This is a genomic window from Flavobacterium sp. SORGH_AS_0622 (genome assembly GCF_030818825.1).
Classification (GTDB): Bacteria; Bacteroidota; Bacteroidia; order Flavobacteriales; family Flavobacteriaceae; genus Flavobacterium.
The window spans coordinates 1,608,643-1,632,403 of sequence record NZ_JAUTAX010000001.1; the positions used below are offsets into that span (position 1 = coordinate 1,608,643).

Consider the following 23,761-nt stretch of genomic DNA (forward strand, 5'->3'; position numbering starts at 1 on the left):
TTATTTCAGTAAAAGTGAATTCGAATATAACATGATAATTATCATCTTAATGACTGGTGTTTAATCGGAAATTTGTACCCTATAAAAACAAGTTTATGAGGGAGCAAAGTTGTTTTCATTGTGGTTTAACTATTGAACAAAATGAAGAAATTGATTTTGATGATAAGAAGTTTTGTTGCACAGGCTGTAAAACAGTTTACGAAATTTTCAGCAGTAATGACTTAACCTCTTATTACGATTTCGAAAAATCGCCTGGTGCTACTCCGCAGGACATTGCAGGCAAATATGATTTTTTAGAAAACGATGCTATACTTTCAAAGATTCTAGAATTTCAAGAAGGAAATACAGCCATTGTTTCTTTGAACATTCCTCATATTCACTGTAGTTCATGTATTTGGATTTTAGAAAATCTAAACTGCTTACAGCCTGGAATTAGTATTTCACAAGTTAATTTCCACGAAAAGAAAGTTAGAATTAACTTTAATTCTGATGTCGTTTCTTTAAAAGAAATCGTTAACCTTTTATGTTCAATTGGTTACGAACCTTATATAAGTTTAGAAAATTACGAAACAGCAAAAGCAAAAGTAGACAGAAGTTTAACTTATAAACTTGGTGTAGCCTTTTTTTGTTTCGGAAACATTATGCTGCTTTCATTTCCCGAATATTTCGAAATGAAAGAATTCTGGCTCGATAGTTACAAACCTTTTTTCAGACTGTTGATTTTTCTTTTAGCATTACCAAGTTTTTTATATTCAGCAAGTGGTTATTACGTCTCTGCTTATCATAGCATTAAAACGAGAATGTTGAATATTGATATTCCTATTGCTTTAGGTATTATTGTAATGTTTATTCGCAGCTCATACGACATGTTAATGGATCACGGTCCAGGTTTTTTTGACAGTTTGGCAAGTTTAGTATTCTTTATGCTTCTTGGTAAAATGTTTCAAATTAAAACCTATAGTTTTTTAAGTTTCGAAAGGGATTTTAAATCTTATTTTCCAATTGCGGTTACCAAAATCAACAAAGATTCTTCTGAAGAAAATGTAGCCATTTATGATGTTTTAAAAGGAGATCGTTTATTGATTAGAAATCAAGAACTTATTCCGGTTGATGGAATCTTAATCAGCGAAAGCGCAGAAATTGATTATAGTTTTGTAACCGGAGAAGCCGTTCCGATAACTAAAAAGTCGGGAGATAAAGTATTTGCAGGCGGCAAGCAGATTGGAAAAGTAATTGAAATGGAAGTATTGCATTCTGTTTCTCAAAGTTATTTGACGCAGTTGTGGAGTAATGAAATATTTCAGAAAAAAGTAGACCAAAAACACAAAACCATAACAGATGCAATAAGCCGGTATTTTACCCCAATCTTACTGCTGATTGCATTTGCTGGTTTTGGTTATTGGATATTTATAGATGCTAATACAGCTTTTAATGTTTTTACAGCGGTATTAATAGTGGCTTGCCCTTGCGCACTCGCTCTTACAGCTCCATTTACTTTTGGAAATATTTTGAGAATTTTAGGTAAAAAGAAATTCTATTTAAAAAATGCTGTAGTGATTGAACAGCTTGCGAAAGTTGATACTATTGTTTTTGATAAAACGGGTACAATTACAACCAATAAAAAATCGAATATATTATATGAAGGAAATGCTATTTCTGATTCAGATAATATATTGATTAAAAATGTGCTTCGCGGTTCAAACCATCCTTTAAGCCGTATGCTTTATGATTTTCTTCCAGAAACAAAACGGATACAAGTCGATAATTTTCAAGAAATTACAGGAAAAGGAATTTTAGCCGTTGCTGCTGATAAAGAAATTAAAATAGGGTCAGGGCAATTTGTAGATGATATAGTTACAAATAGTTCAGAGATCGAAAAAACAGCTTTACATATTAAAATTGATGGAGTTTATTTTGGAAAGTTTGTTTTTCAAAATCAATATCGAGAAGGCTTAGAAGATCTTTTTTCAAAATTGAGCAGAGAATATGAAATTAAAGTACTTTCTGGTGATAATGATGGAGAAAGAGGAAATTTAGAAGCTATCCTTCCAAAAGATACCGAATTAATCTTCAATCAAAAACCAGAACAAAAGCTCGAATACATCAAAAAACTTCAAGAAAAAGGAAAGAATGTTATGATGGTGGGTGATGGGCTAAACGACGCTGGAGCATTGGCACAAAGTAATGTTGGAATATCAATTTCAGAGAACGTAAATGTCTTTTCACCAGCATGTGATGCTATTTTGGATGCATCTGAATTTTCACGTCTAAATTACTTTTTAAAGCTCTCACACAAAGCAATATTGGTAATCAAAATGAGTTTTGCTTTGTCATTGCTTTACAACGTTGTTGGACTGGCATTTGCAGTTACAGGAAATCTGCTTCCTATCGTAGCAGCTATCATTATGCCTTTGAGTACAATTACTATAGTGAGCTTCGTGACTTTAATGTCTAACTATTTTAGCAACAGGGATTTAAAATGACTTTCATTGGTGAGATAGAATAGTCTATTTTATTTTAGTATTCTTCTCTGATCATGATAATTATCATATTTTAAACGCCAATCACCTAGTAATTTTGTTAACATAAATTTACGGTATGAGTGTTATTTATCTATTAATTTCAGTGAGTATTTTCGTGGCAATTTGCTTTTTTATTGCCTTCATTGCAGCTGTCAAATCCGGCCAGTACGACGACGATTATACACCCTCAGTCAGAATTCTTTTTGACGACGAGACCAAAATTATTTCCCCAAATAATAATTCACCAATCGAAGAAAAACAAGTATAATTATGGAAATGGAACAGTTTTATTACGACAACAAAATTGTAAAAAAATTCATTTACGCCACAATCCTCTTTGGAGTTGTGGGTATGTTAGTGGGACTTACCCTGGCGGTAATGTACCTTTTTCCCAACATGACAGATGGGATTTCGTGGCTGAGTTATGGCCGTTTAAGACCATTACACACCAATGCAGTAATTTTTGCCTTTGTTGGTAATGCCTTTTTTGCTGGTATGTACTACTCGCTGCAAAGATTGCTAAAAGCCAGAATGTTTAGTGATTTTTTAAGTAATCTTCATTTCTGGGGATGGCAGCTTATTATTGTTGCTGCAGCCATTACACTTCCATTAGGTTATACTTCTTCTAAAGAATATGCAGAATTAGAATGGCCAATTGATATTGCAATCGCGTTGATTTGGGTAGTGATGGGAATCAATATGATTGGAACCATGTTGCGTCGTAGAGAACGTCACTTATATGTTGCAATTTGGTTTTATTTAGCAACATTTGTAACAGTTGCTGTACTGCATATTTTTAATAATATTGAAATTCCAGTTTCTGGTCTAAAAAGTTATTCTGTTTATGCAGGAGTTCAAGATGCACTTGTACAATGGTGGTACGGACATAATGCAGTAGCATTTTTCCTTACGACACCGTTCTTAGGATTAATGTATTATTTTATTCCTAAAGTAGCAAACAGACCTGTTTACTCCTATAGATTATCTATTATACACTTCTGGTCTTTAATCTTTATTTATATCTGGGCAGGACCACACCACTTATTATATTCTGCATTGCCAAACTGGGCACAGAATTTAGGAGTTGCATTTTCAGTAATGTTAATTGCACCATCTTGGGGAGGTATGATCAATGGACTTTTAACTTTAAGAGGAGCTTGGGACAAAGTTCGTGAAGAACCAGTTTTAAAATTCTTCGTTGTAGCAATTACAGGTTACGGAATGGCAACTTTTGAAGGTCCGATGCTTTCTTTGAAAAACGTAAATGCTATCGCGCATTATACAGACTGGATCGTTGCCCACGTACACGTTGGAGCTTTAGCTTGGAATGGTTTCATGTCATTTGGTATTATTTATTGGTTAATTCCTCGAATGACAAAATCGAATTTGTTCTCTAAAAAATTAGCAAACTTCCATTTCTGGATTGGTACTTTGGGTATTATTGTCTATACGATTCCTTTATATGTAGCTGGTTTTCAACAAGCTTCTATGTGGAAACAATTTAATCCAGACGGTACATTAACTTATGGAAACTTCCTTGAAACGGTAACTGCGATTATGCCAATGTATTGGATGAGAGCAATTGGTGGTACTTTGTACTTAATAGGTATGCTGACATTAGTTTATAATATCATAATGACAGTTAGAGCTGGGAATCCTGTAGAAGATGAATTGGCTCAAGCACCTGCTTTACAAAGAATCAGCAGCGGACGTGTAAGAGGTGAGAAATTCCACTCTTGGTTAGAGAGAAAACCGATTCAATTAACAATCCTAGCTACAATAGCAATTTTAATTGGAGGTATTATTCAAATTGTACCAACTATAATGGTAAAATCAAATATTCCAACAATTTCGAGTGTAAAACCATATACACCGCTGGAACTTGAAGGACGCGATTTATACATCAGAGAAGGTTGTGTGGGATGTCACTCTCAATCAGTTCGTCCTTTCAGAAGTGAAGTTGAGCGTTATGGAGTACAGTCTAAAGCGGGTGAATTCGTATACGATCATCCATTTTTATGGGGATCAAAACGTACAGGTCCAGATTTATTACGAGTAGGAGGTAAGTACAATGATAACTGGCACTTTAACCACTTCTGGAACCCGCAAAGTATCTCAGCCGGATCAATTATGCCAGGATATAAATGGTTGTTTGATAATAAAGCAATGGATATCTCATTAACACAGAAAAAAATGCAGGCTATGATTTCGCTTGGAGTTCCTTATAGTGAAGCTGATGTAGCTAACGCACAAAAAACTTTAAGAGAGCAGGCTGTAAAAATTGAGAAAAGCTTAGAAAACGACCCTGACTTTGTAAAAAGTTATGAAGAAAGCAAGAAAAAAGCTGTAGCAAAAGGAGAAAAGTTCATTCCTATGAACGAAAGAGAAATCGTTGCTTTGATTGCTTATATTCAAAGACTTGGTACTGATATTAAAGTAAAAGAAACTAAATAACAGCATTATGTTCGAACAAATAAAACACAATATGGAAACAATATCGGGTATAGAAATTTACCCGATTCTTTCCCTCTTGATTTTCTTCTTCTTTTTCGTAGGATTAGGCTTTTGGGTGTTCTCTTATAGAAAAGACAAAATTCAGGAAATGAGTAGTATACCTTTAGATGAAGGACTTGTTGTAATTACAAAAGATAGATAAAAATGAAAAAGTTTTTCCCAGTATATGTTAGAGTACCGCTGATTTTCTTCATCGTATTTGCTTTGATGGAATATTTTATAGACTCAGGCGATAGACCTGCTTTTATAAAATATCCGATGGTATCACTCTTTTTGTTTGTCTTCTTATTTATTTTAATTGCAATTGAAATAACACTAAGTGCTGTTAACCGAGTGATGTATCAATTATTATCACCAGAAGAAAAAGCAAAATTAGATCATGAAGAAAGTTTAAGTTTAAAAGAAAGCACTTGGTTTAAAAACCTAATGCAAAAATTGACCAAAACCTCACCAATTGAAAAAGAAGGCGAGCTGCTGATGGATCATGATTATGATGGAATCAAGGAGCTTGATAATAATTTACCGCCATGGTGGGTATATTTATTCTACATCTGTATCATTTTTGGAGTAATCTATGTCGTTCGTTACGAAGTTCTCGGAGCCGACAATCAAGAAATGGAGTTGAAGAAAGAAATGGCTCAGGCAAAAATTGATGTTGAAGAATATTTAAAAACAGCACCAGATTTAATGGATGAAAAAACAGTTGTTTTACTTACTGATGAACCAAGTTTAGCTGCTGGAAAAGAAATATTCACAACCAATTGTGCAGCGTGCCACAGAGCAGATGCAGGAGGGCAGATTGGTCCAAACTTAACAGATAATCACTGGATTTTAGGAGGCGGAATTAAAAACTTATTCCACACAATTACAAATGGAGGCCGAGACGGAAAAGGAATGATTGCCTGGAAAGGAACTCTGAAACCAAAAGAAATTCAAAAAGTAGCGAGTTATATCTTGTCTCTTCAAGGAAGTAATCCTAAAGATCCAAAAGCTCCCGATGGAGAAATTTGGGTTGATGATAGTGCTCCAGCTAAAGATGCTCCAGCAAGTGCATCAATAGAAACTGCAGCAATTAAAAAATAAAAAATAATACCATGTCAAATTTACCAGACGAAGCTTTTAGAGATACCATTGGAACTATAGATGAAGGTGGTAAACGGAAATTTATTTTCCCAAAGAAACCGTCTGGTAAATTTTACAATTACAGAAAAATTGTCAGCAATATTTTATTGGCAATTTTAGTCATAAATCCGTTTATTAAGATAAATGGGAATCAGTTTATGATGTTCAATATAATGGAACGTCGTTTTAATATTTTTGGATTCCCTTTTTGGCCGCAGGATTTTTACCTCTTCGTAATATCAATGCTTGTCGGCGTTGTATTTGTAATTTTATTTACAGTTGTTTTTGGCCGGATATTTTGTGGCTGGGTTTGCCCGCAGACCATTTTTCTTGAAATGGTTTTCCGTCGTATCGAATATTGGATAGATGGAGACAGAGGCTCGCAGTCACGTTTAGCAAGACAGGAATGGAATGCGGAAAAAATTAGAAAAAGATTGACCAAGTGGACAATTTTCTTTTTGATTTCTTTTGGTATCGCGAATGTTTTCCTAGCATATTTGGTTGGAAGTGACGCTCTTTTTTTGATGATTGAGCAAGGTCCAATTCAGCAGGCTAGTAATTTTATTGCACTTCTTATTTTTACTGGGGTTTTCTATTTTGTTTTTGTCTGGTTTCGCGAACAAGTATGCATTATTGCTTGTCCTTACGGAAGACTGCAAGGTGTTCTTTTAGATAATAAATCAATCAATGTGTCGTATGATTTTGTTCGAGGTGAAAAAGAAAAAGGAAGAGCAAAATTTAATAAAAAAGAAGATAGGGTTTTAACTGGAAAAGGAGACTGTATCGATTGTCTTCAATGTGTTCATGTCTGCCCAATGGGAATAGATATTAGAAACGGAACGCAGTTAGAATGTACAAATTGTACAGCTTGTATTGATGAATGCGACCATATAATGGATTCAGTAGGTTTGCCAAAAGGCCTTATTCGTTATGCCTCTGAAGATGAAATTGCAAAAAAAGAACCTTTTAAATTCACTGCAAGAATGAAAGGTTATACAGCAGTCCTATTTATTTTGTTGAGCATTTTTGTTGGGATGTTGTTCTTAAGAACCGATGTTCAGGCAGTTGTTTTGCGTTTACCAGGACAGCTCTTTCAGCATAAAGGAGATAAAATCAGTAATGTTTACACCTACAAAATTGTAAACAAAACTATGAAAGATTACAAGGATATCCATTTCGAATTAATCGATCAAAAAGGAGAAATTAAAAATGTTGGAAAACAGCATTTTAAAGTTGCTAAAGAAGGAATTTCTCAAGGAACATTATTCATCGAAATAAATGAAGTTCTATTGGAAAGCGATAAAACAAAAGTAAAAATAGGAGTTTATAATGGTTCTGAACTCATAGAAACAACAACTACAAATTTCTTAGGACCACGCAGTTTTAATTAAAAAAATTAAATAGTATGAAAATTAATTGGGGTACCGGAATTGTCATAGCATTTGGATTGTTTATGACGTTTATTTTATATTTTGTTTTTGAAGTACAATCAAATTCTAAATACGATAACGATTTGGTTGTCGAGGAATATTACAAACATGATACGCATTTTCAGGAGGAAATGGCCCGAATTCAAAATGCGCATGACTTGCAGCATAAGCCATCAATCAAATACACAGATAGTGGTGTAGCAGTAACCTTTCCTGCTGGATTTGAAAGTAATAAAGTAAAAGGCAATATTCTGCTATACAGACCTTCAAACAAAAAATTTGATTTTAATACTCAGATTGCCTTAACCAATTCAGAATTGATTATTCCGCAGAAAAAATTAATAAAAGGCCGCTGGGATGTCAATATGGAATGGCAGTACGAAGGCAAAAAATATTTAACCAAAGAAGTTATCTACGTCAATTAATTGTGCTTCGCAAGGAGCATTTCATCGGTAAAAAAGATATATCATATAAAAAAGTGTCCCATCGGGATACATGAAAATTAATAATTGCGCCATAAAATTCAATAAAGATGTTATTCTCAGCTTTCTTTTTAGGTCTCATCAGTAGTCTGCATTGTGTTGGAATGTGTGGACCAATTGCTATGATGCTTCCCGTAGACAGACAAAATGAAGCAAAAAAAGTAACTCAGATTATGACCTATCATTTTGGTCGTTTAACCGCTTATGCTACGATCGGACTGATTTTTGGATTATTAGGAAGAGGTTTTTTCCTAGCGGGATTACAGCAAAAAATGTCAATAATTATAGGTGTAATTATGATTATTGTTGTTTTAATTCCAGAGAAAAAATTTGCCGAGTATAATTTTTCTAAACCAGTCTATAAAATCATCTCTAAAATTAAAACGAACTTAGGAAGTCAATTTAAAAACAAAAGTTACAAATCTCTTTTTACAATTGGTCTCTTAAATGGTTTCTTACCATGCGGAATGGTTTATGTTGCCTTATTTGGAGCAATTGCGATGCAAAGAGCTTCTTATGGAGTTTTTTACATGTTGTTATTCGGCATAGGAACTATACCGCTAATGACGATCGTAGTATTTGTAAATACGTTGTTGAAATTACCATTTAGAAATAAAATTCAAAAAGCAATTCCGTATGTTGCGGTGATAATTGGAGTTTTATTTATCCTTAGAGGATTAGGATTGGGAATTCCGTATATTTCTCCCTCAAATATGAGTTTATTTGTACAGCAGACTCCAAACTGCCATTAGGATAATCAACGTTGGCTGTGATTTTAGGGACATAAAAATTTCAATGTCACATTAGTTATGTGCTAGAAATATATTTCTATTTATTTTCTTTCTTAGCATTAAAAACTATGTTCCTTTGTGTTTAATATTTATTTAATTACACAGTCATTGAAAACAAATTAGTTTCTGGTGATTTTCTTTTTAAATGTAAATCAAAAGCCATACAAATATTACGCACAAAAGGTCTTCCTTCTTCCGTAATCTTGATTTTATTATCTTCAATAACAATCAAACCGTCATTTTCTATTTCTTTCAAAGCAGTTAAAACTTCTGAAAGTTCTGCAAAATTTAAAAAATCTTTTGTCCAGGAAGTCTCTAATTCACAAGTTAAATTTAGAATGTGTTTTCTAATGATTAGATCCTCATCATTTAAAATATGACCTTTTACAACAGGCAGCTTATCCCATTCTAATAATTGATAATAATCTTCTAGATTTTTAGTGTTCTGTGCAAAACTATACCAGCTGTCGCTAATAGAAGAAACTCCCAAACCAATCATAACCTGAGTTTTAGAAGCACCATAGCCCATAAAATTACGATGAAGATTACCATTGTGTGCCGCTTTGTACAAATTGTCACTTTCTAATGCAAAATGATCCATTCCAATTTCGTGATAACCATTTATAGTTAAAAGCTGTTTGCCAATTTCATACAGTTTTCTTTTTTCGGCATCTCTTGGGAGATTTTCATCATTAAAACCGCGTTGTCCATTTCCTTTTATCCAAGGCACATGAGCATAGCTGTAAAAAGCTAAGCGATCTGGTTTTAGAGAATTTGTTTTTTCAACTGTATCAATTACATCTTCAACAGTTTGAAAAGGAAGACCAAATATTATATCATGACCAATTGAGGTGTAACCAATTTCTTTTGCCCAAAATGTTACTTTGGCAACATTATGAAAAGGCTGAATTCTATTTATAGCCTTTTGCACTTTAGCAGAATAATCCTGAACCCCAAAACTTACTCGGCGAAAGCCTAAATCATATAATTTTTTAAGCTGTTCATAAGTGGTATTGTTGGGATGTCCTTCAAAACTAAATTCATGATTTTCTGCTTTTACAGCATAACTGAAAATTCCGTTTATAAGATGCTCTAGATTTTCTTTTGAAAAAAAGGTGGGTGTTCCGCCGCCTAAGTGTATTTCTTTAATAACAGGTCTCTCTGGGAGTACTTTACAATATAAACTCCATTCTTTTAAAAGTGCTTTTATATAAGTTTCTTCAACAGAATGATTTTTTGTAATACGCTTGTTGCATCCGCAGAAAGTGCACATGCTTTCGCAAAAAGGTAAGTGAATGTATAAACTAATTCCGTTCTTTGAATTACTTTCTGAAAAGGATTTTTGTAAAGAAGTGATCCATTTTTCTGTTGTAAACGCAGCTTCATTCCAATACGGAACTGTCGGATAGCTGGTATATCTTGGACCTGGGACATTGTACTTTTGAGTCAAAGAGATTTTCATAATGACGGATTTAGTTTACATCAAAATTAAAACATCACTGATAGACATAAAATGACAAATATCATGTAACAAACAAAAAAAAGAGACTCAAAATTGAGCCTCTTTACTGAATTAAATAACTAACGTGAAATAGAATCTTGGATGATTTTATGCCATTTTTTTGCAAACTGATGATCTTGATAAACGCTTATCTGTTTGATGCGTTCATCATCAAAATCATAGAATGGAATTATTATTTTTTTGGATGTTTCTTTATCTTGAAATTCAAAATCAATTTTAATAATGGTGTCTGAATTTCCATCTGTTGTTGGAACCAGCTTGCAGGAAGCAATTGTGTTTAAATCGACAAAAGTTGATTCTTGCTGATTCGGATTGAAATTCATTAGAATGAATTTGTTGTTTTTTTGATCCAGCGTTAATGTTTTATTGTTGATCGATTCTGTCAAATCAAAACTTTCCGGATTTGATGGATTAAAACGCTTTTTAATATTCAAAATTCTTGATTTACTCGCAGCACTTGTGCGGGCAGAAAAATATACTGGAATTGCGACAATAATTAAAATCACAATACCCATTATTGTTGTAGTAGTTTCCATAATGTTTTAATGAAATAAATAAATGATGTACGAAACAGTTTTCAAATAGAAAACGGTCTAGTTGTAATTGAAGAATAAATCTTCAGGTGAAATCAAGTATTTATTTACCAGAAAAAATGGAAAGCATAGAGTATAACTAAGACTTTTTTACTTTGAGTTGTAAAAATTTTAGTATATACGGTAGTATTTGTAACAGTTTGATGCTGTGGGATAAGCGGTAATAGAGAATCAAAACATTTTAGAATTCCAGAAGGATTTGTTTTGATGTTTGCTGCAAATTGATAACTTCCCTGAGGCTGAATAAATGCAGACGAATCTGTGATGTCTTTGCAGAAATTTGAATCTGTTTTTTGCGTTTCAATTATATGCACAGAAGCTGTGTCCGCCTGATAAGCAAACAAACCTGCAATCAAAAGTGCAACACAAATAACGGCTTTACGAATCCAATTCATGTCGGCGAATTTAAGTCATAAAACACAATTAAAGAAATTTTATAGAATTAATTAACACTCAAAAATAATCCTCAACCTTTTTCTGTAAAAAGCTGAGGATTTAAGTTATTGTTGCATTTTAAAATAATAATCTGCAGAATGCTTGCCGCTTCCGTAAAACAAGAAGAAGATGCAGATTAATAAAACGACAACAGCTAAAATTAAATTTTCTGAATGCATTTTTCCCATGAAATTGATGAGAACTGCACCAAATAATATTGGTAATTGAGCTGCAATTGCCCAACGTGTTAGTAATCCAAAAATAATCATGATACCGCCAATCATATGGGCAGGAGCAATGTAATGCAGCATAAACATACCTCCGCCAAATTTATCTATCGGGGAAATTAAATCATGCAGGTATTGAATATTGGTGACAAATGATACACCTTTCATAAATAAAAATCCACCCAAAACAATACGTACTAAATCAACTGGCAAATAAGTGTGCGAATTCGCCCATTTATTTAAACTTTTTACATTTTCCATGATGCTGTGTGATTAAAAATTATATACTAAGTTACTAAATTTTAGTATGATATTTATTTTTAACAGCTTGAAATTGAGTTTTTTACTATTTTTTTAACGTGTTTTGAGAATTCTTAAATTACTACACCTGAATTACACCCAAATTAAATGGTTTTTGAATAGGGGCATGGTTTGCTGCTTCGATACCTAAAGAAATCCAATTACGAGTTTCTAAAGGATCAATTATGGCATCTGTCCAAAGTCTTGCAGCTGCATAGTAAGGCGAAGTCTGTTCGTCGTAGCGTGCTTTTATTTTATTGAATAATTCTGTTTCTTTTTGTTCGTCTACCAATTCTCCTTTTGCTTTTAGCGAAGAAGCTTCAATTTGTGCCAATACTTTTGCCGCTTGTGTTCCGCCCATAACGGCAAGTTCTGCACTTGGCCAGGCAAATATTAATCGAGGGTCATACGCTTTTCCGCACATGGCATAATTTCCTGCGCCATAAGAATTTCCGACAATAACTGTAAATTTAGGAACGACAGAATTACTTACGGCGTTTACCATCTTGGCTCCGTCTTTTATAATGCCGCCGTGCTCTGATTTAGAACCGACCATAAAACCTGTTACATCTTGAAGGAATACTAAAGGAATTTTTTTCTGGTTGCAATTGGCTATAAATCGGGTTGCTTTATCAGCACTGTCTGAGTAGATCACGCCGCCAAACTGCATTTCTCCTTTTTTAGTTTTTACCACTTTTCGCTGGTTAGCAACAATACCGACTGCCCAGCCGTCTATTCTGGCGTAGCCTGTAATAAGCGATTGACCGTAGCCATCTTTATAAGCTTCAAACTCAGAATTATCGACCAAACGTTTGATGATTTCCATCATATCATATTGTTCAGATCTTGCTTTCGGAAGGATTCCATAAATTTCATTTGGATCTAAAGCAGGTTTTTCAGCTTTAACTCGGCTGAAACCAGCTTTATCATAATCACCAATTTTGTCTACTATATTTTTGATTTTATCTAAAGCATCTTTGTCGTCTTTAGCCTTATAATCGGTTACTCCAGAAATTTCACAATGCGTAGTTGCTCCTCCTAAAGTCTCGTTGTCAATAGTTTCTCCAATTGCCGCTTTTACCAAATAACTTCCGGCAAGGAAAATACTTCCGGTTTTGTCTACAATTAATGCCTCATCGCTCATGATAGGAAGATAGGCACCTCCTGCAACACAGCTTCCCATAACTGCAGCAATCTGCGTGATACCCATACTGCTCATTTGAGCATTATTTCTAAAAATGCGGCCGAAGTGTTCTTTATCTGGAAAAATTTCATCCTGCATTGGAAGATAAACGCCCGCGCTGTCTACCAAATAAATAATAGGAAGTCTGTTTTCCATTGCAATTTCCTGTGCGCGTAGGTTTTTCTTTCCTGTAATCGGAAACCATGCTCCAGCTTTTACTGTCGCATCATTGGCAACCACAATACATTGTTTTCCTTTGATGTAACCAATTTTTACAACAACGCCTCCCGAAGGGCATCCGCCATGTTCTGCATACATTCCTTCGCCTGCAAAACCGCCAATTTCAATACTTTTTGCATTTTCATCCAATAAATATGCAATCCTTTCACGGGCTGTCATTTTACCTTCAGAATGCAATTTTTCGATTCTTTTTTCGCCTCCGCCTAATTTTACTTTGGCAAATTTTTGTTTTAATTCAGAAAGGAGCAGTTTATTGTGATCTTCGTTTTTATTGAAGTTTAAATCCATAATATAGTATTGATTTTGTAAAATAGTGTTGGCTAATTTACAAAATCAATTGAAATAAAAGGGTTGCTTTATGAATTAAGAAAGGGCATTTAACTTTCATTTCGCATACAAGTAAAGATTAACTCTAAATGTTATGGAGAAAAATTAAAAACAGCATAGCCGTAAAATATTTTAACGCAGAGGGTACAAAGGTTTTCGTAGTGTTCACTAAGATTTGAGTTGTTTTACACTATCTAAGTCCGCAAAGTTTTGTGGACTTTATGTTTATATTATGCCTAAGTATTTAAAAAACTTTGCGTTCTCTGTGGTAAATTTTTCTTTTAAGATTAATTCAAAAATATTGGTTTTAAATGTGAAGCTTTATAAAATGAAAAAACATCCGTTGTAGCGGATGTTTTTTTATATATGTAATGTTTAATTTATTTTTTAATAGCACAAGCCATTCTCTTTAATGTTGCCCATTGTTTTAAAGCATCACGCGCTTCAACAGCTGGATAACCAAGCATTGTTTTTCCTGCTGGGACATCACCTATAACGCCAGATCCAGCACCAACGATAGCTCCGTCTCCAATAGTTGTATGGTCTTTTATGGAAGCGCTTCCGCCAATAATAACGCCATTTCCTAAAGTTACAGAACCCGCCAAACCGCTGTTTCCTGCCATTATACAGAACTTACCTAACTTGCTGTTATGTCCAATCTGCACTAAATTATCAATTTTGCAGCCATCTCCCAGAACTGTAGAACTAAATTTACCGCGGTCAACGCAAGAATTTGCTCCAATTTCAACTCCGTTGCCAATAATAACATTTCCAATTTGTGGAATTTTCACTAAACCTTTTTCAGTACAAGGACGAAATCCAAAACCATCTGCGCCAATTGTTGCATTTGGATGAATGATACAGTCGCTTCCAATATGGCAGCGTTCACGTACAACTGTTCCAGACCAAATAATGGTGTTTTTTCCGATAGTACATTCGTCCAAAATAGTCACATTTGGATAAATAGTTGCATGGGCACCAATTTCTACTTTTGGTCCAATATAACATCCGGCACCAATTTTAGCGCCTTCTCCAATTATAGCTGTGTCGTCAATAGTCGCAGTTCTGTGAATATTGTTATGGAAAATAGGAGTAGGAGGGGCAAAAAGGGCAAGAATTTGTGACATGGCCAAATCGGCATTTTTTACTTTAATAAAAGCGCGATTTTCACCAGGTTCGATCGAAATGTCTTCATTAACTACAGCAATTGACGCATTTGATGTCGACCAGTATTTTTCGTATTTTTTATTTCCTATAAAAGAAATTTCTGAAGTTGTAGCTTTTTCTAATTGTTCTGTTGCGGTTATGCTTTGTGAAGTAGTGCCGTAAATTACGCCATTAATTACTTCATTAATTTCTTGAATTGAATACGATCTCATTGACAGTTTAATAGACTAGGGGATTAATTTTTGCCAAATAAACTGAATTACATTTTAATTACCTAATAAAATTTTTAAGTTTCTTAATAAATATTTAAAATAGAAGTCTAAATATTACAAAATTAACATTTTAACTATTAAATTACTGAATGTTTTTTAATGTTTAAGTAAACTGTAGCTATGTTTTTAGATTGAATTGATCATGAATAGCCTATTCAGAAAAAAAATATTTAATTGATAAGTACTCACTTACATTTGATCTGTTAATTGTTTAACTGAGTGATGATTAAAAAAAAGCGATTCACTCTAAAAAGGAATCGCTTTTGTAATTTATTCTTTGATTTTTGATAGTGAAACGGCATTAATGCAGTATCGTAAACCACTTGGAGGCGGTCCGTCTGGAAAAACGTGTCCTAAATGCGCATCACATACATTACATGTCACTTCAACACGAATCATTCCGTATGATTTATCGGCGTGGTAACCAACGACACTTTCTTTTACAGGCTGTGTAAAAGAAGGCCATCCTGTTCCAGATTCGAATTTTTCGCTGGCATCAAAAAGAACCGTTCCGCAGCATTTACACTCGTAAATTCCGGGATCAAACAAACTGCATAATTCAGAACTAAAAGATCTTTCGGTTCCTTTTAAACGTGTCACCTGAAATTCTTCTGGAGTTAAAATTTGTTTCCATTCTTCCTCCGTTTTCTCAACTCTTTTATCAGGAGTTGGATTTCCTTTATTTGTAAAATGAATTACATCTGCCCATTTTATCATAATCTGTTTTTTTTTAGTTTCGTTTAAAGTTTCAGGTTTCAAGTTTCAAGTTTACTGCGACTGAAAACTGCGACTGAAAAACTTTACTCTTCCTCTTTCTGTCCCATCATCATTAGATAGGCCTTAAGAAACGCATCAATATTTCCGTTCATTACACCGTCAACATCGCTGGTTTCGTAACCAGTACGAACGTCTTTTACTAATTTATAAGGCTGCATGACATAGTTACGAATCTGCGAACCCCATTCAATTTTCATTTTTCCAGCTTCGATATCGGCACGCTGTGCTTGTTGTTTCTTCAATTCGATTTCATACAATTGAGAACGAAGCATCTGCATAGCACGCTGTCTGTTATCTTGTTGAGATCTCGTTTCAGAACACTGAATCTGAATTCCAGTTGGTTTGTGAACCAATTGAACTTTCGTTTCTACCTTATTTACGTTCTGTCCTCCAGCACCACTTGAGCGAGAAGTTGTGATTTCAATATCGGCAGGATTAATGTCAATTTCGATACTATCATCAACAAGCGGATAAACATATACAGATACAAATGAAGTGTGACGTTTAGCGTTACTGTCAAAAGGAGAAATTCGAACCAATCGGTGAACGCCATTTTCTCCTTTTAGATAGCCAAAAGAATAGTCGCCTTCAAATTCTAACGTTACTGTCTTTATACCAGCAACATCACCTTCTTGAAAGTTAAGCTCTTTAATTTTGTAACCATAGCTTTCTCCCCACATCATGTACATACGCATCAGCATTCCTGCCCAGTCACAGCTTTCAGTTCCGCCGGCTCCTGCAGTAATTTGTACTACAGCACTTAAGCTGTCACCTTCATCAGAAAGCATATTTTTAAATTCGATGTTTTCAATATGCGATTGTGCAGTATTGTATTGTTCATCTAATTCTTCGACAGAAAGTTCGCCTTCTTTATAAAAATCATAAGCCAGCTGTAATTCATCTGTAAGTGATACGGCTTTGTCATAATCTTCAATCCATTTTTTCTTGTTTCGAAGATTTTTTACAATGTTTTCGGCTTCCTTCGGGTTGTTCCAGAAATCTGGTGCAAAAGTTTTTTCTTCTTCGTTTGCAATTTCGATTAGCTTGGCATCAACGTCAAAGATACCTCCTCAACGCACCAAGGCGCTCCACAATACCTTTTACTTGTTCGGCTGTTGTCATAAATTAATTAATTGGTTTTATATGTTTTTTAGAATTATTACGTTAATTTGGTCTATAGAAACTAGCAAGTTAAATTTTACTGAAACTTGCTCAGAATAACTATTTGTAATACGTAATTTTGCATACAAAAATAAGATATAGTTTTTAGAATATGGAAATAAATTTAATCAGCGATACCATAACAAAGCCTACTTATGAAATGCTGCAGTATATGTTTAACGCTCATGTTGGCGATGATGTATACAAACAGGACCCTACGGTGATTGAATTGGAAAATAGAACTGCAGAATTTTTTGGTATGGAAGCTGGACTTTTCTTTCCGTCTGGAACTATGGCAAATCAAACTGCTATTAAACTGCATACACAACCAGGAGAGCAGTTAATTGCTGATAAATATGCGCACGTTTACCATTATGAAGGTGGAGGTGTGTCTTTTAATAGTGGTGTTTCTTGTTGCTTATTGGATGGAAACCGCGGTATGATTACAGCAGCACAAGTTAAAGCAGCAATAAACGATCCTGAGTTTTATCATAGTCCGTTAACAAGTTTGGTTTGTGTTGAAAACACTACGAACAAAGGAGGCGGAGCGTGTTACGAATTAGAAGATTTAAGAGAGATTAAAAAGGTTTGTGATGCCAATAATTTGAAATTTCACATGGACGGCGCCAGAATCTGGAATGCATTGGTTGCCAAAAGACAAAATCCTAGGGAATTTGGGGCTATTTTTGACACTATTTCAGTTTGTTTATCTAAAGGTTTAGGCGCTCCTATAGGTTCAGTTTTATTGGGTAGTAAAGCTGATATTCATAGAGCGTTGAGAATCAGAAAGATATTAGGAGGCGGAATGCGTCAAGTGGGTTATTTAGCGGCAGCTGGATTATATGCTTTGGCTCATAATATTGAAAGGTTGGCAGAAGATCATCGCAGAGCTAAAGAAATTGCGAAAATCTTAAGTACTAAACCTTGGATTGCATCTATTGAACCTGTAGAAACTAATATTTTAATTTTTTCGTTAGCCGAAGGTTACAGCGATCAATTATTAATTGAAAAATTAAAACAAAAAAATATATTAATAAGTTCATTAGGACATAATAAACTTAGGATTGTTACGCATTTAGATTACAAAGAAGTAATGCATACTTATGTGTTGGAAACGCTTTCGAAGTTTTAGGAAAAAAGGTTCAAAGGCGCAGAGGGACAGAGGTACATAGGTTTTAAAAAAAAAGACGCACAATGCGTCTTTTTTTTTGTTTTTTAAAAGTTAGAGAAAGTAAAAAGCCTTTGAACCTTTGCAACTCTGAGCCTTTGTGCCTTATTTAAACAAATTATCCATTCCAGGAATAGAAGGCATATCCATTCTGGCAACAGCATCTAATTCTCTTTCGTTAACATTTGTTGCTTTTTCGATTGCTTTGTTTATAGTAACAATCAAATAATCTTCTAGTTGTTCTTTATCTTCAAACAAAGAATCGTCAATAGAGATCGATTTTATCTTTCTGCTAGCTGTAATAGTAATTTTCAATAATCCGTCAGCGCTTTGTTCATCAATCAAAACAGTATCTAAACGCTTTTTTGTATCTTCAATTTTTTGCTGGGTTTCTTTAAGTTTACCCATCATTCCCATTAAATCCATTTTTGTTGATTTTTTAAATTATTTCAGACAAAATTAGTATATTGCTGTGTTAATTCAATAGAATATTTTATGAAAAAATTAATTTTGTTCTGTTGTGTTTGTAGTATTTTTGCGTCTTCATATTAAAAATTAATGCTAATTCAATGCAAAATGATATATCGGCTCCAAAGGCCAAAATAATTCCAAAAACATTAAAAAAACATAAAGAATCTAGAATTGACAACTATTTCTGGCTTAACGACAGAGAAAATTCAGAGGTAATTGATTACTTAAATCAAGAGAATTCTTATTACGAGAGTATGACTTCTCATACTCAAAATTTAAGAGATAGTCTATTTGAAGAAATGAAAGGAAGAATTAAAGAAGATGATTCTTCAGTTCCGTACTTCTATAATGGATATTTCTACATTACCCGTTTTGAAACAGGGCAGGATTATCCAATTTTTGCTAGAAAAAAAGGAAGTCTTTCTGCAGAGGAAGAAATTCTGTTCAATTGCAACGAAATGGCAAAAGGACATGCGTATTTCAAATTAGGAGGTTTAAGTATTAGTCCCGACAATAAATTTGCTAGTTTTGGAGTAGATATTGTTGGAAGAAGAATTTATATCATTCAAATTAAAAACTTAGAAACAGGTGAAATTTTAGCAGATAAAATAGAAAATGTTACTGGGGCTTCTGTTTGGGCAAACGACAACAATACCATTTTTTACGTACGACAAGATCAAGTAACGCTAAGGGCAGATAAAGTTTTTAAACATAAATTAAATACAGAATCTGAAAATGATGTTTTGGTTTTTGATGAAGTTGATGATACTTTTAATGTGTCGATCAGTAAAGAAAAATCAAGAAAATACATTGTTATTGGTTCTGGGAGTACCTTGACAACAGAATACAGAATCCTTAATTCTAATAATCCGGATGGAGAATTTACTGTTTTCCAACCTCGCGTTCGCGGATTAGAGTACAGTATTTCTCATTACGAGGATTCGTTTTATATTTTGACCAACAAGGATAAAGCGACCAATTTTAAGTTGATGAAAACGCCTGAAAACAAGACAGGAAAGAAAAATTGGGTAGATCTTATTCCGCATAGAGAAGATGTTTTGTTGGAAGATATCGAAATCTTTAAAAACTATTTAGTTGTAGAAGAACGTTCGAATGGATTAAATCATATTCGAATTATGCCGTGGAATGATGAGCCTGATTATTATCTTCCTTTTGGCAGCGAAACATATAATGCGTATACAACAACCAATGTTGATTTTGATACTGATATTTTACGTTACAGTTATCAGTCATTGGCAACGCCGTCTTCTGTAATTGATTTTAATATGAAGACTAAAAGGAAGGAAGTCTTAAAAGAACAAGAGGTTCTAGGAGGAAAATTTGATAAAAATAATTACATAGAAGAAAGAGTTTGGGCAACGGCTAGAGATGGTGTAAAAGTGCCAATTTCGATGGTTTACAGAAAAGGACTGGAGAAAAATGGTAAAAATCCTTTATTACTGTATGCTTATGGTTCATACGGAATTACAATGGATACTTATTTTTCTTCTACAAGATTGTCGCTTCTAGACCGCGGATTTATTTACGCTATTGCGCACATTAGAGGAGGAGAGGACTTGGGAAGGCAATGGTATGAGGACGGAAAACTGTTAAAAAAGAAAAATACCTTTACAGATTTCATCGATTGCTCTAAATTTGTAATAGACCAAAAGTATACTTCTCCTGAACATTTATATGCAGAGGGAGGATCTGCTGGCGGATTATTAATGGGAGTTATTGTAAATGAAGCTCCTGAATTATATAATGGCGTCATAGCTCAGGTGCCTTTTGTAGATGTAATTACAACGATGCTTGACGACAGTATTCCGCTTACAACTGGAGAGTATGATGAATGGGGTAACCCAAACAACAAAAAATATTACGATTATATGTTATCGTATTCACCATACGATAATGTAAAAGCGCAAGAATATCCTAATATGTATGTTTCTACCGGCTTACACGATTCGCAGGTACAATATTGGGAGCCAGCTAAATGGGTTGCAAAATTGAGAGATTTAAAAACAAATGATAAACTTTTGTTCTTAGATACCAATATGGATGCAGGTCATGGCGGGGCTTCGGGACGTTTTGAGGCTTTAAAAGACTTAGCAAAAGAATTTAGTTTTTTATTAGATTTAGAAAAAATTAAAAGCTAATTAGAAATTTTTTGTTAAATTTGCAACCTATCAAGGTTAATTTAAAAAGGCCTTTGATTAACTATTTTTTTATGAAAGAAGAAATAACCGCTTATAATAATGTTTTAGAGTTAATAGGTAACACCCCGCTTATTAAGCTAAATAAAATCACCGAAGAGTTAGAAGGAAATTTCTACGCAAAGGTAGAAGCTTTCAACCCAGGTCATTCCTCAAAAGATAGAATAGCATTATATATTATTGAAGAAGCCGAGAAAAAAGGAATTCTTTCTCCGGGAGATACCATTATAGAGACAACATCTGGTAATACAGGATTTAGTTTAGCGATGGTAAGCATTATTAAAGGTTACAATTGTATATTAGCAGTAAGCTCAAAATCATCTAAAGATAAAATTGACATGCTGCGAAGTTTAGGAGCTAAAGTGTATGTCTGTCCGGCCCACGTTTCTGCAGATGATGAAAGATCATATTATAATGTAGCAAAACGTTTACACGAAGAAACAAAAGGATCAGTCTACATTAATCAATATTTTAACCAATTGAATATTGATGCACACTACAACACTACAGGTCCAGAAATCTGGGAACAGACAAAAGGACAAATAACGCACTTAGTTGCTTGCAGCGGAACAGGAGGAACTATCTCAGGAACTGCTAAATTCTTAAAAGAAAAAAATCCAAATATTAGAATTCTAGGAGTTGATGCTTTTGGTTCAGTATTAAAAAAATACCATGAAACAGGAGAATTTGACAGCAAAGAGATTTACCCTTATCGTATTGAAGGTTTAGGTAAAAACTTAATTCCATCGGCAACAGATTTTGATATTATTGATAAATTCATGAAAGTAACCGACGAAGAAAGTGCTCACTCTGCAAGAGAGATCACTAGAAAAGAAGGTTTATTTGTTGGATATACTTCTGGAGCAGTAATGCAGGCTATTAAACAATATGCAGAAGAGGGTGAGTTTACAAAAGAAAGCAACATTATTGCAATTTTCCCAGATCACGGTTCACGTTACATGAGTAAAGTATTTAGTGATGACTGGATGAACGAACAAGGTTTCTTTGATAGTGTTAACGAAGAAGAAGCTCAAAAAATTGAATTCGTAAAGTAATTAATTACTTTTTTAAATATCAGACTCCATTCGTATTGCGAATGGAGTTTTTTTATGGTTTCTAATTAAGAATTGAAAAAGATTATTTGTTAAAATACCGTATTTATACGTAAGAAATTATTAAGTTGATTAAATAATGAGTGTTATTTTGATAATCTTATTGAAAACTTAATAATGCATTTCGACGGTTAAAATGTTCAGATTTGGTTATTTTAACGAGTATTTAGGTAAGTTGTCGGAAAAATTTTCGCTCACATTTGTAATAATCTAGTTTAGTGGTGTTAAAATGACATAAGTTATTTAATCCCTAAAATCTATTATTATGAAAAAATTTCTACTAACATTCTTGTTTGTAAGTTATTTAAATATAAATGCACAAACACCGATTCAGGAATTTAGCTTTAATGGTACTTTGAATAATACGGCAAATACAACTTCTTTTATGGGAATTGATAATTTCGTTGCCGATAGAGCAGGTGAGGTCAAAGGAGCCCAAAGATTAACTAATAAAGCTTTAGAAGCCGTAATCGATAATCTGCCACAAGGTAAGAGCGCTAGAACAATTAGCATTTGGGTTAAATTCAACGATATTTCTAATGCTAATTATATTTGGGGCTATGGTAATGCTTATAACGCCCAATATTGTGGTTTATTACAGCAAGGAACTGCTTCTTCTAACTCAGACTTAAGTTTAGCTGCTTGGGGAGCTTCTAATGATGTTATAGTTTCTACTCCACTAGAAAAATATGTCTGGTACAATTATACAATTACGTATGAAGGAACAACATCGAGAATATACCGTGACGGAAAGTTATTAAAATATTTAGAAGGCATGACACGATCTACAAAAGGAAATATTTTTAGATTGGGCGAAATTAATACCACTATCGGAATCAATGCAGATGTAGACGATTTAAAGATTTATGATGTTGCTTTGACGCCAGAACAGGTTAGCGAATTGTATGAAAAAGAAAAACCAGTTGTTGTAATTGCTTCAGAACCAGCATTGGAAATGAAAACTTCAAAAACTGTTGCAACAAAAGGGAAGACGTCAAGTAAATTGGCAGGCGGAACAATTATAACATCGAGTGATGTTAATGGAACAACTAAAAATATTGAGGTTTATTCGCAAGGTCAAAAAATAGTGGGAAGCAATGCAATGAATATTAATGATTTGCCTGAGGGAACTTATTTATTAAAAATTACAAATGCTCCATCCAAAAAAATCACTTCAAAATAATAGTCTTTACTTAGTTTTTAATATTAGTTATTTTTTACATTGCGCAAGCAATTAATTTTTTGAAATAGTACGGAAAAAGCCTTTTGAGGTATCTCAAAAGGCTTTTATCAATTAATACTTTTTTTGCTGGCCTGGAGCATACGCTTTTGCACTTTTGCTTCCTGAAGCTTTTTTGGCTTGTCCTGGTGGTATTTTTTTACTTGTTGGTGCTTGCGAAGTAGTGTGAACATGAGTACTACAACTGATAACGCTTAAGGCTAAAAATAGAAGTACTAAAACTATTACTGCAATTTTAGTGTATTTTGATGTCTGCATAATGAATTATTGATAATTAGTTCTATTATCGGCAAATATAATTTTTTAAAATAGAATATAGGAATAATGTTCATCAATGTTTGTTCTTTTATTTTGTGAGAATTCTTTATTTGTATGTAGGAATTGTTTGGTGATGCTGAATTAAATTTATAGTTTTAACAAAATTTATAAAAAAAATAAATGAAACTTGAAATTGCACAATCTGGTCATTTAGATAGCTGTCATCCAAGT

General features: G+C 33.7%; 22 protein-coding genes. 12 read left to right on the plus strand and 10 right to left on the minus strand.

Annotated elements, in window-relative coordinates:
- Positions 1 to 95: 95 nt before the first annotated feature.
- From QE431_RS07015 to QE431_RS07050, 8 genes are all read left to right on the plus strand, one after another.
- Positions 96 to 2,483 (plus strand): heavy metal translocating P-type ATPase metal-binding domain-containing protein, encoded by a 2,388-nt coding sequence (locus tag QE431_RS07015; RefSeq protein ID WP_307294157.1) that lies wholly within the window; start codon positions 96 to 98, stop codon positions 2,481 to 2,483.
- Positions 2,484 to 2,598: 115 nt separating this feature from the next.
- Complete coding sequence (gene ccoS / locus QE431_RS07020) at positions 2,599 to 2,790, plus strand: cbb3-type cytochrome oxidase assembly protein CcoS (protein WP_057118633.1); 192 nt, start codon at positions 2,599 to 2,601, stop codon at positions 2,788 to 2,790.
- A 2-nt stretch (positions 2,791 to 2,792) separates the two neighbouring features.
- A complete protein-coding gene (gene ccoN / locus QE431_RS07025; protein ID WP_307294160.1) occupies positions 2,793 to 4,976 on the plus strand; it encodes a cytochrome-c oxidase, cbb3-type subunit I in 2,184 nt (727 codons plus the stop codon).
- Positions 4,977 to 4,983: 7 nt separating this feature from the next.
- A complete protein-coding gene (locus tag QE431_RS07030) occupies positions 4,984 to 5,178 on the plus strand; it encodes a cytochrome c oxidase subunit IV (RefSeq protein WP_057118631.1) in 195 nt (64 codons plus the stop codon).
- A 2-nt stretch (positions 5,179 to 5,180) separates the two neighbouring features.
- On the plus strand, positions 5,181 to 6,119 hold the full coding sequence (locus QE431_RS07035) for a cbb3-type cytochrome c oxidase N-terminal domain-containing protein (RefSeq protein WP_057118630.1): 939 nt from the start codon (positions 5,181 to 5,183) through the stop codon (positions 6,117 to 6,119).
- 11 nt (positions 6,120 to 6,130) lie between these two features.
- The gene (ccoG, locus tag QE431_RS07040; RefSeq protein ID WP_307294166.1) at positions 6,131 to 7,549 is read left to right on the plus strand and encodes a cytochrome c oxidase accessory protein CcoG; all 1,419 of its coding nucleotides are present in this window, start codon (positions 6,131 to 6,133) and stop codon (positions 7,547 to 7,549) included.
- Between the two features lie 14 nt (positions 7,550 to 7,563).
- Positions 7,564 to 8,013 carry a FixH family protein gene (locus QE431_RS07045; RefSeq protein WP_307294172.1) on the plus strand — a complete coding sequence of 150 codons (450 nt, stop codon included), beginning with the start codon at positions 7,564 to 7,566 and terminating at the stop codon, positions 8,011 to 8,013.
- A 107-nt stretch (positions 8,014 to 8,120) separates the two neighbouring features.
- Positions 8,121 to 8,822: a sulfite exporter TauE/SafE family protein gene (locus QE431_RS07050; RefSeq protein ID WP_307294175.1), complete on the plus strand. Its 702-nt coding sequence runs from the start codon at positions 8,121 to 8,123 to the stop codon at positions 8,820 to 8,822.
- Between the two features lie 136 nt (positions 8,823 to 8,958).
- Here the strand turns inward: QE431_RS07050 and hemN are convergent, their stop codons facing one another.
- From hemN to prfB, 8 genes are all read right to left on the minus strand, one after another.
- Positions 8,959 to 10,323 (minus strand): oxygen-independent coproporphyrinogen III oxidase, encoded by a 1,365-nt coding sequence (hemN, locus tag QE431_RS07055; RefSeq protein WP_307294178.1) that lies wholly within the window; start codon positions 10,321 to 10,323, stop codon positions 8,959 to 8,961.
- 119 nt (positions 10,324 to 10,442) lie between these two features.
- Positions 10,443 to 10,919: a hypothetical protein gene (locus QE431_RS07060; RefSeq protein ID WP_307294181.1), complete on the minus strand. Its 477-nt coding sequence runs from the start codon at positions 10,917 to 10,919 to the stop codon at positions 10,443 to 10,445.
- A gap of 104 nt (positions 10,920 to 11,023) precedes the next feature.
- A complete protein-coding gene (locus QE431_RS07065) occupies positions 11,024 to 11,371 on the minus strand; it encodes a hypothetical protein (protein ID WP_307294184.1) in 348 nt (115 codons plus the stop codon).
- Positions 11,372 to 11,476: 105 nt separating this feature from the next.
- Entirely contained in the window at positions 11,477 to 11,899 is a 423-nt protein-coding gene (locus QE431_RS07070) for a DoxX family protein (RefSeq protein ID WP_281865038.1), read from the minus strand.
- Positions 11,900 to 12,020: 121 nt separating this feature from the next.
- Positions 12,021 to 13,649 carry an acyl-CoA carboxylase subunit beta gene (locus tag QE431_RS07075; RefSeq protein WP_307294191.1) on the minus strand — a complete coding sequence of 543 codons (1,629 nt, stop codon included), beginning with the start codon at positions 13,647 to 13,649 and terminating at the stop codon, positions 12,021 to 12,023.
- 419 nt (positions 13,650 to 14,068) lie between these two features.
- Positions 14,069 to 15,067 carry a UDP-3-O-(3-hydroxymyristoyl)glucosamine N-acyltransferase gene (lpxD, locus tag QE431_RS07080; protein ID WP_307294194.1) on the minus strand — a complete coding sequence of 333 codons (999 nt, stop codon included), beginning with the start codon at positions 15,065 to 15,067 and terminating at the stop codon, positions 14,069 to 14,071.
- 330 nt (positions 15,068 to 15,397) lie between these two features.
- Entirely contained in the window at positions 15,398 to 15,844 is a 447-nt protein-coding gene (gene msrB, locus QE431_RS07085; protein ID WP_134140989.1) for a peptide-methionine (R)-S-oxide reductase MsrB, read from the minus strand.
- 83 nt (positions 15,845 to 15,927) lie between these two features.
- A protein-coding gene (gene prfB / locus QE431_RS07090) for a peptide chain release factor 2 (protein ID WP_128414998.1) occupies positions 15,928 to 17,026 on the minus strand; the annotation gives its coding sequence in 2 pieces (ribosomal slippage) (positions 15,928 to 16,962 and positions 16,964 to 17,026; 1,098 coding nt in all).
- Between the two features lie 151 nt (positions 17,027 to 17,177).
- Here prfB and QE431_RS07095 point away from each other — a divergent pair.
- Positions 17,178 to 18,197 (plus strand): low specificity L-threonine aldolase, encoded by a 1,020-nt coding sequence (locus tag QE431_RS07095; RefSeq protein ID WP_057118618.1) that lies wholly within the window; start codon positions 17,178 to 17,180, stop codon positions 18,195 to 18,197.
- 141 nt (positions 18,198 to 18,338) lie between these two features.
- Here the strand turns inward: QE431_RS07095 and QE431_RS07100 are convergent, their stop codons facing one another.
- The gene (locus QE431_RS07100) at positions 18,339 to 18,659 is read right to left on the minus strand and encodes a YbaB/EbfC family nucleoid-associated protein (protein WP_307294202.1); all 321 of its coding nucleotides are present in this window, start codon (positions 18,657 to 18,659) and stop codon (positions 18,339 to 18,341) included.
- A gap of 143 nt (positions 18,660 to 18,802) precedes the next feature.
- Here QE431_RS07100 and QE431_RS07105 point away from each other — a divergent pair, with 143 nt between their 5' ends.
- The 3 genes from QE431_RS07105 to QE431_RS07115 all read left to right on the plus strand — a co-directional run bounded on the left by QE431_RS07105 (position 18,803) and on the right by QE431_RS07115 (position 23,215).
- Positions 18,803 to 20,863, plus strand: a complete 2,061-nt coding sequence (locus QE431_RS07105) for a S9 family peptidase (RefSeq protein WP_307294205.1) — start codon at positions 18,803 to 18,805, stop codon at positions 20,861 to 20,863.
- 71 nt (positions 20,864 to 20,934) lie between these two features.
- Positions 20,935 to 21,975, plus strand: coding sequence for a PLP-dependent cysteine synthase family protein (locus tag QE431_RS07110; protein ID WP_057118614.1), 1,041 nt, complete (start codon positions 20,935 to 20,937; stop codon positions 21,973 to 21,975).
- 322 nt (positions 21,976 to 22,297) lie between these two features.
- Positions 22,298 to 23,215 (plus strand): LamG-like jellyroll fold domain-containing protein, encoded by a 918-nt coding sequence (locus QE431_RS07115; protein WP_307294210.1) that lies wholly within the window; start codon positions 22,298 to 22,300, stop codon positions 23,213 to 23,215.
- 111 nt (positions 23,216 to 23,326) lie between these two features.
- On the opposite strand, the gene QE431_RS07120 is transcribed toward QE431_RS07115, so the two are convergent.
- Positions 23,327 to 23,530 (minus strand): hypothetical protein, encoded by a 204-nt coding sequence (locus QE431_RS07120; RefSeq protein WP_134140998.1) that lies wholly within the window; start codon positions 23,528 to 23,530, stop codon positions 23,327 to 23,329.
- Positions 23,531 to 23,761 lie beyond the last annotated feature (231 nt).

Excerpts from the sequence above, each read along its gene's own strand:
- QE431_RS07015 (WP_307294157.1), top strand. The coding sequence starts at position 96 with ATGAGGGAGCAAAGTTGTTTTCATTGTGGTTTAACTATTGAACAAAAT.
- ccoS (WP_057118633.1), top strand. The coding sequence starts at position 2,599 with ATGAGTGTTATTTATCTATTAATTTCAGTGAGTATTTTCGTGGCAATT.
- ccoN (WP_307294160.1), top strand. The coding sequence starts at position 2,793 with ATGGAAATGGAACAGTTTTATTACGACAACAAAATTGTAAAAAAATTC.
- QE431_RS07030 (WP_057118631.1), top strand. The coding sequence starts at position 4,984 with ATGTTCGAACAAATAAAACACAATATGGAAACAATATCGGGTATAGAA.
- QE431_RS07035 (WP_057118630.1), top strand. The coding sequence starts at position 5,181 with ATGAAAAAGTTTTTCCCAGTATATGTTAGAGTACCGCTGATTTTCTTC.
- ccoG (WP_307294166.1), top strand. The coding sequence starts at position 6,131 with ATGTCAAATTTACCAGACGAAGCTTTTAGAGATACCATTGGAACTATA.
- QE431_RS07045 (WP_307294172.1), top strand. The coding sequence starts at position 7,564 with ATGAAAATTAATTGGGGTACCGGAATTGTCATAGCATTTGGATTGTTT.
- QE431_RS07050 (WP_307294175.1), top strand. The coding sequence starts at position 8,121 with ATGTTATTCTCAGCTTTCTTTTTAGGTCTCATCAGTAGTCTGCATTGT.
- hemN (WP_307294178.1), bottom strand. The coding sequence starts at position 10,323 with ATGAAAATCTCTTTGACTCAAAAGTACAATGTCCCAGGTCCAAGATAT.
- QE431_RS07060 (WP_307294181.1), bottom strand. The coding sequence starts at position 10,919 with ATGGAAACTACTACAACAATAATGGGTATTGTGATTTTAATTATTGTC.
- QE431_RS07065 (WP_307294184.1), bottom strand. The coding sequence starts at position 11,371 with ATGAATTGGATTCGTAAAGCCGTTATTTGTGTTGCACTTTTGATTGCA.
- QE431_RS07070 (WP_281865038.1), bottom strand. The coding sequence starts at position 11,899 with ATGGAAAATGTAAAAAGTTTAAATAAATGGGCGAATTCGCACACTTAT.
- QE431_RS07075 (WP_307294191.1), bottom strand. The coding sequence starts at position 13,649 with ATGGATTTAAACTTCAATAAAAACGAAGATCACAATAAACTGCTCCTT.
- lpxD (WP_307294194.1), bottom strand. The coding sequence starts at position 15,067 with ATGAGATCGTATTCAATTCAAGAAATTAATGAAGTAATTAATGGCGTA.
- msrB (WP_134140989.1), bottom strand. The coding sequence starts at position 15,844 with ATGATAAAATGGGCAGATGTAATTCATTTTACAAATAAAGGAAATCCA.
- QE431_RS07095 (WP_057118618.1), top strand. The coding sequence starts at position 17,178 with ATGGAAATAAATTTAATCAGCGATACCATAACAAAGCCTACTTATGAA.
- QE431_RS07100 (WP_307294202.1), bottom strand. The coding sequence starts at position 18,659 with ATGGATTTAATGGGAATGATGGGTAAACTTAAAGAAACCCAGCAAAAA.
- QE431_RS07105 (WP_307294205.1), top strand. The coding sequence starts at position 18,803 with ATGCAAAATGATATATCGGCTCCAAAGGCCAAAATAATTCCAAAAACA.
- QE431_RS07110 (WP_057118614.1), top strand. The coding sequence starts at position 20,935 with ATGAAAGAAGAAATAACCGCTTATAATAATGTTTTAGAGTTAATAGGT.
- QE431_RS07115 (WP_307294210.1), top strand. The coding sequence starts at position 22,298 with ATGAAAAAATTTCTACTAACATTCTTGTTTGTAAGTTATTTAAATATA.
- QE431_RS07120 (WP_134140998.1), bottom strand. The coding sequence starts at position 23,530 with ATGCAGACATCAAAATACACTAAAATTGCAGTAATAGTTTTAGTACTT.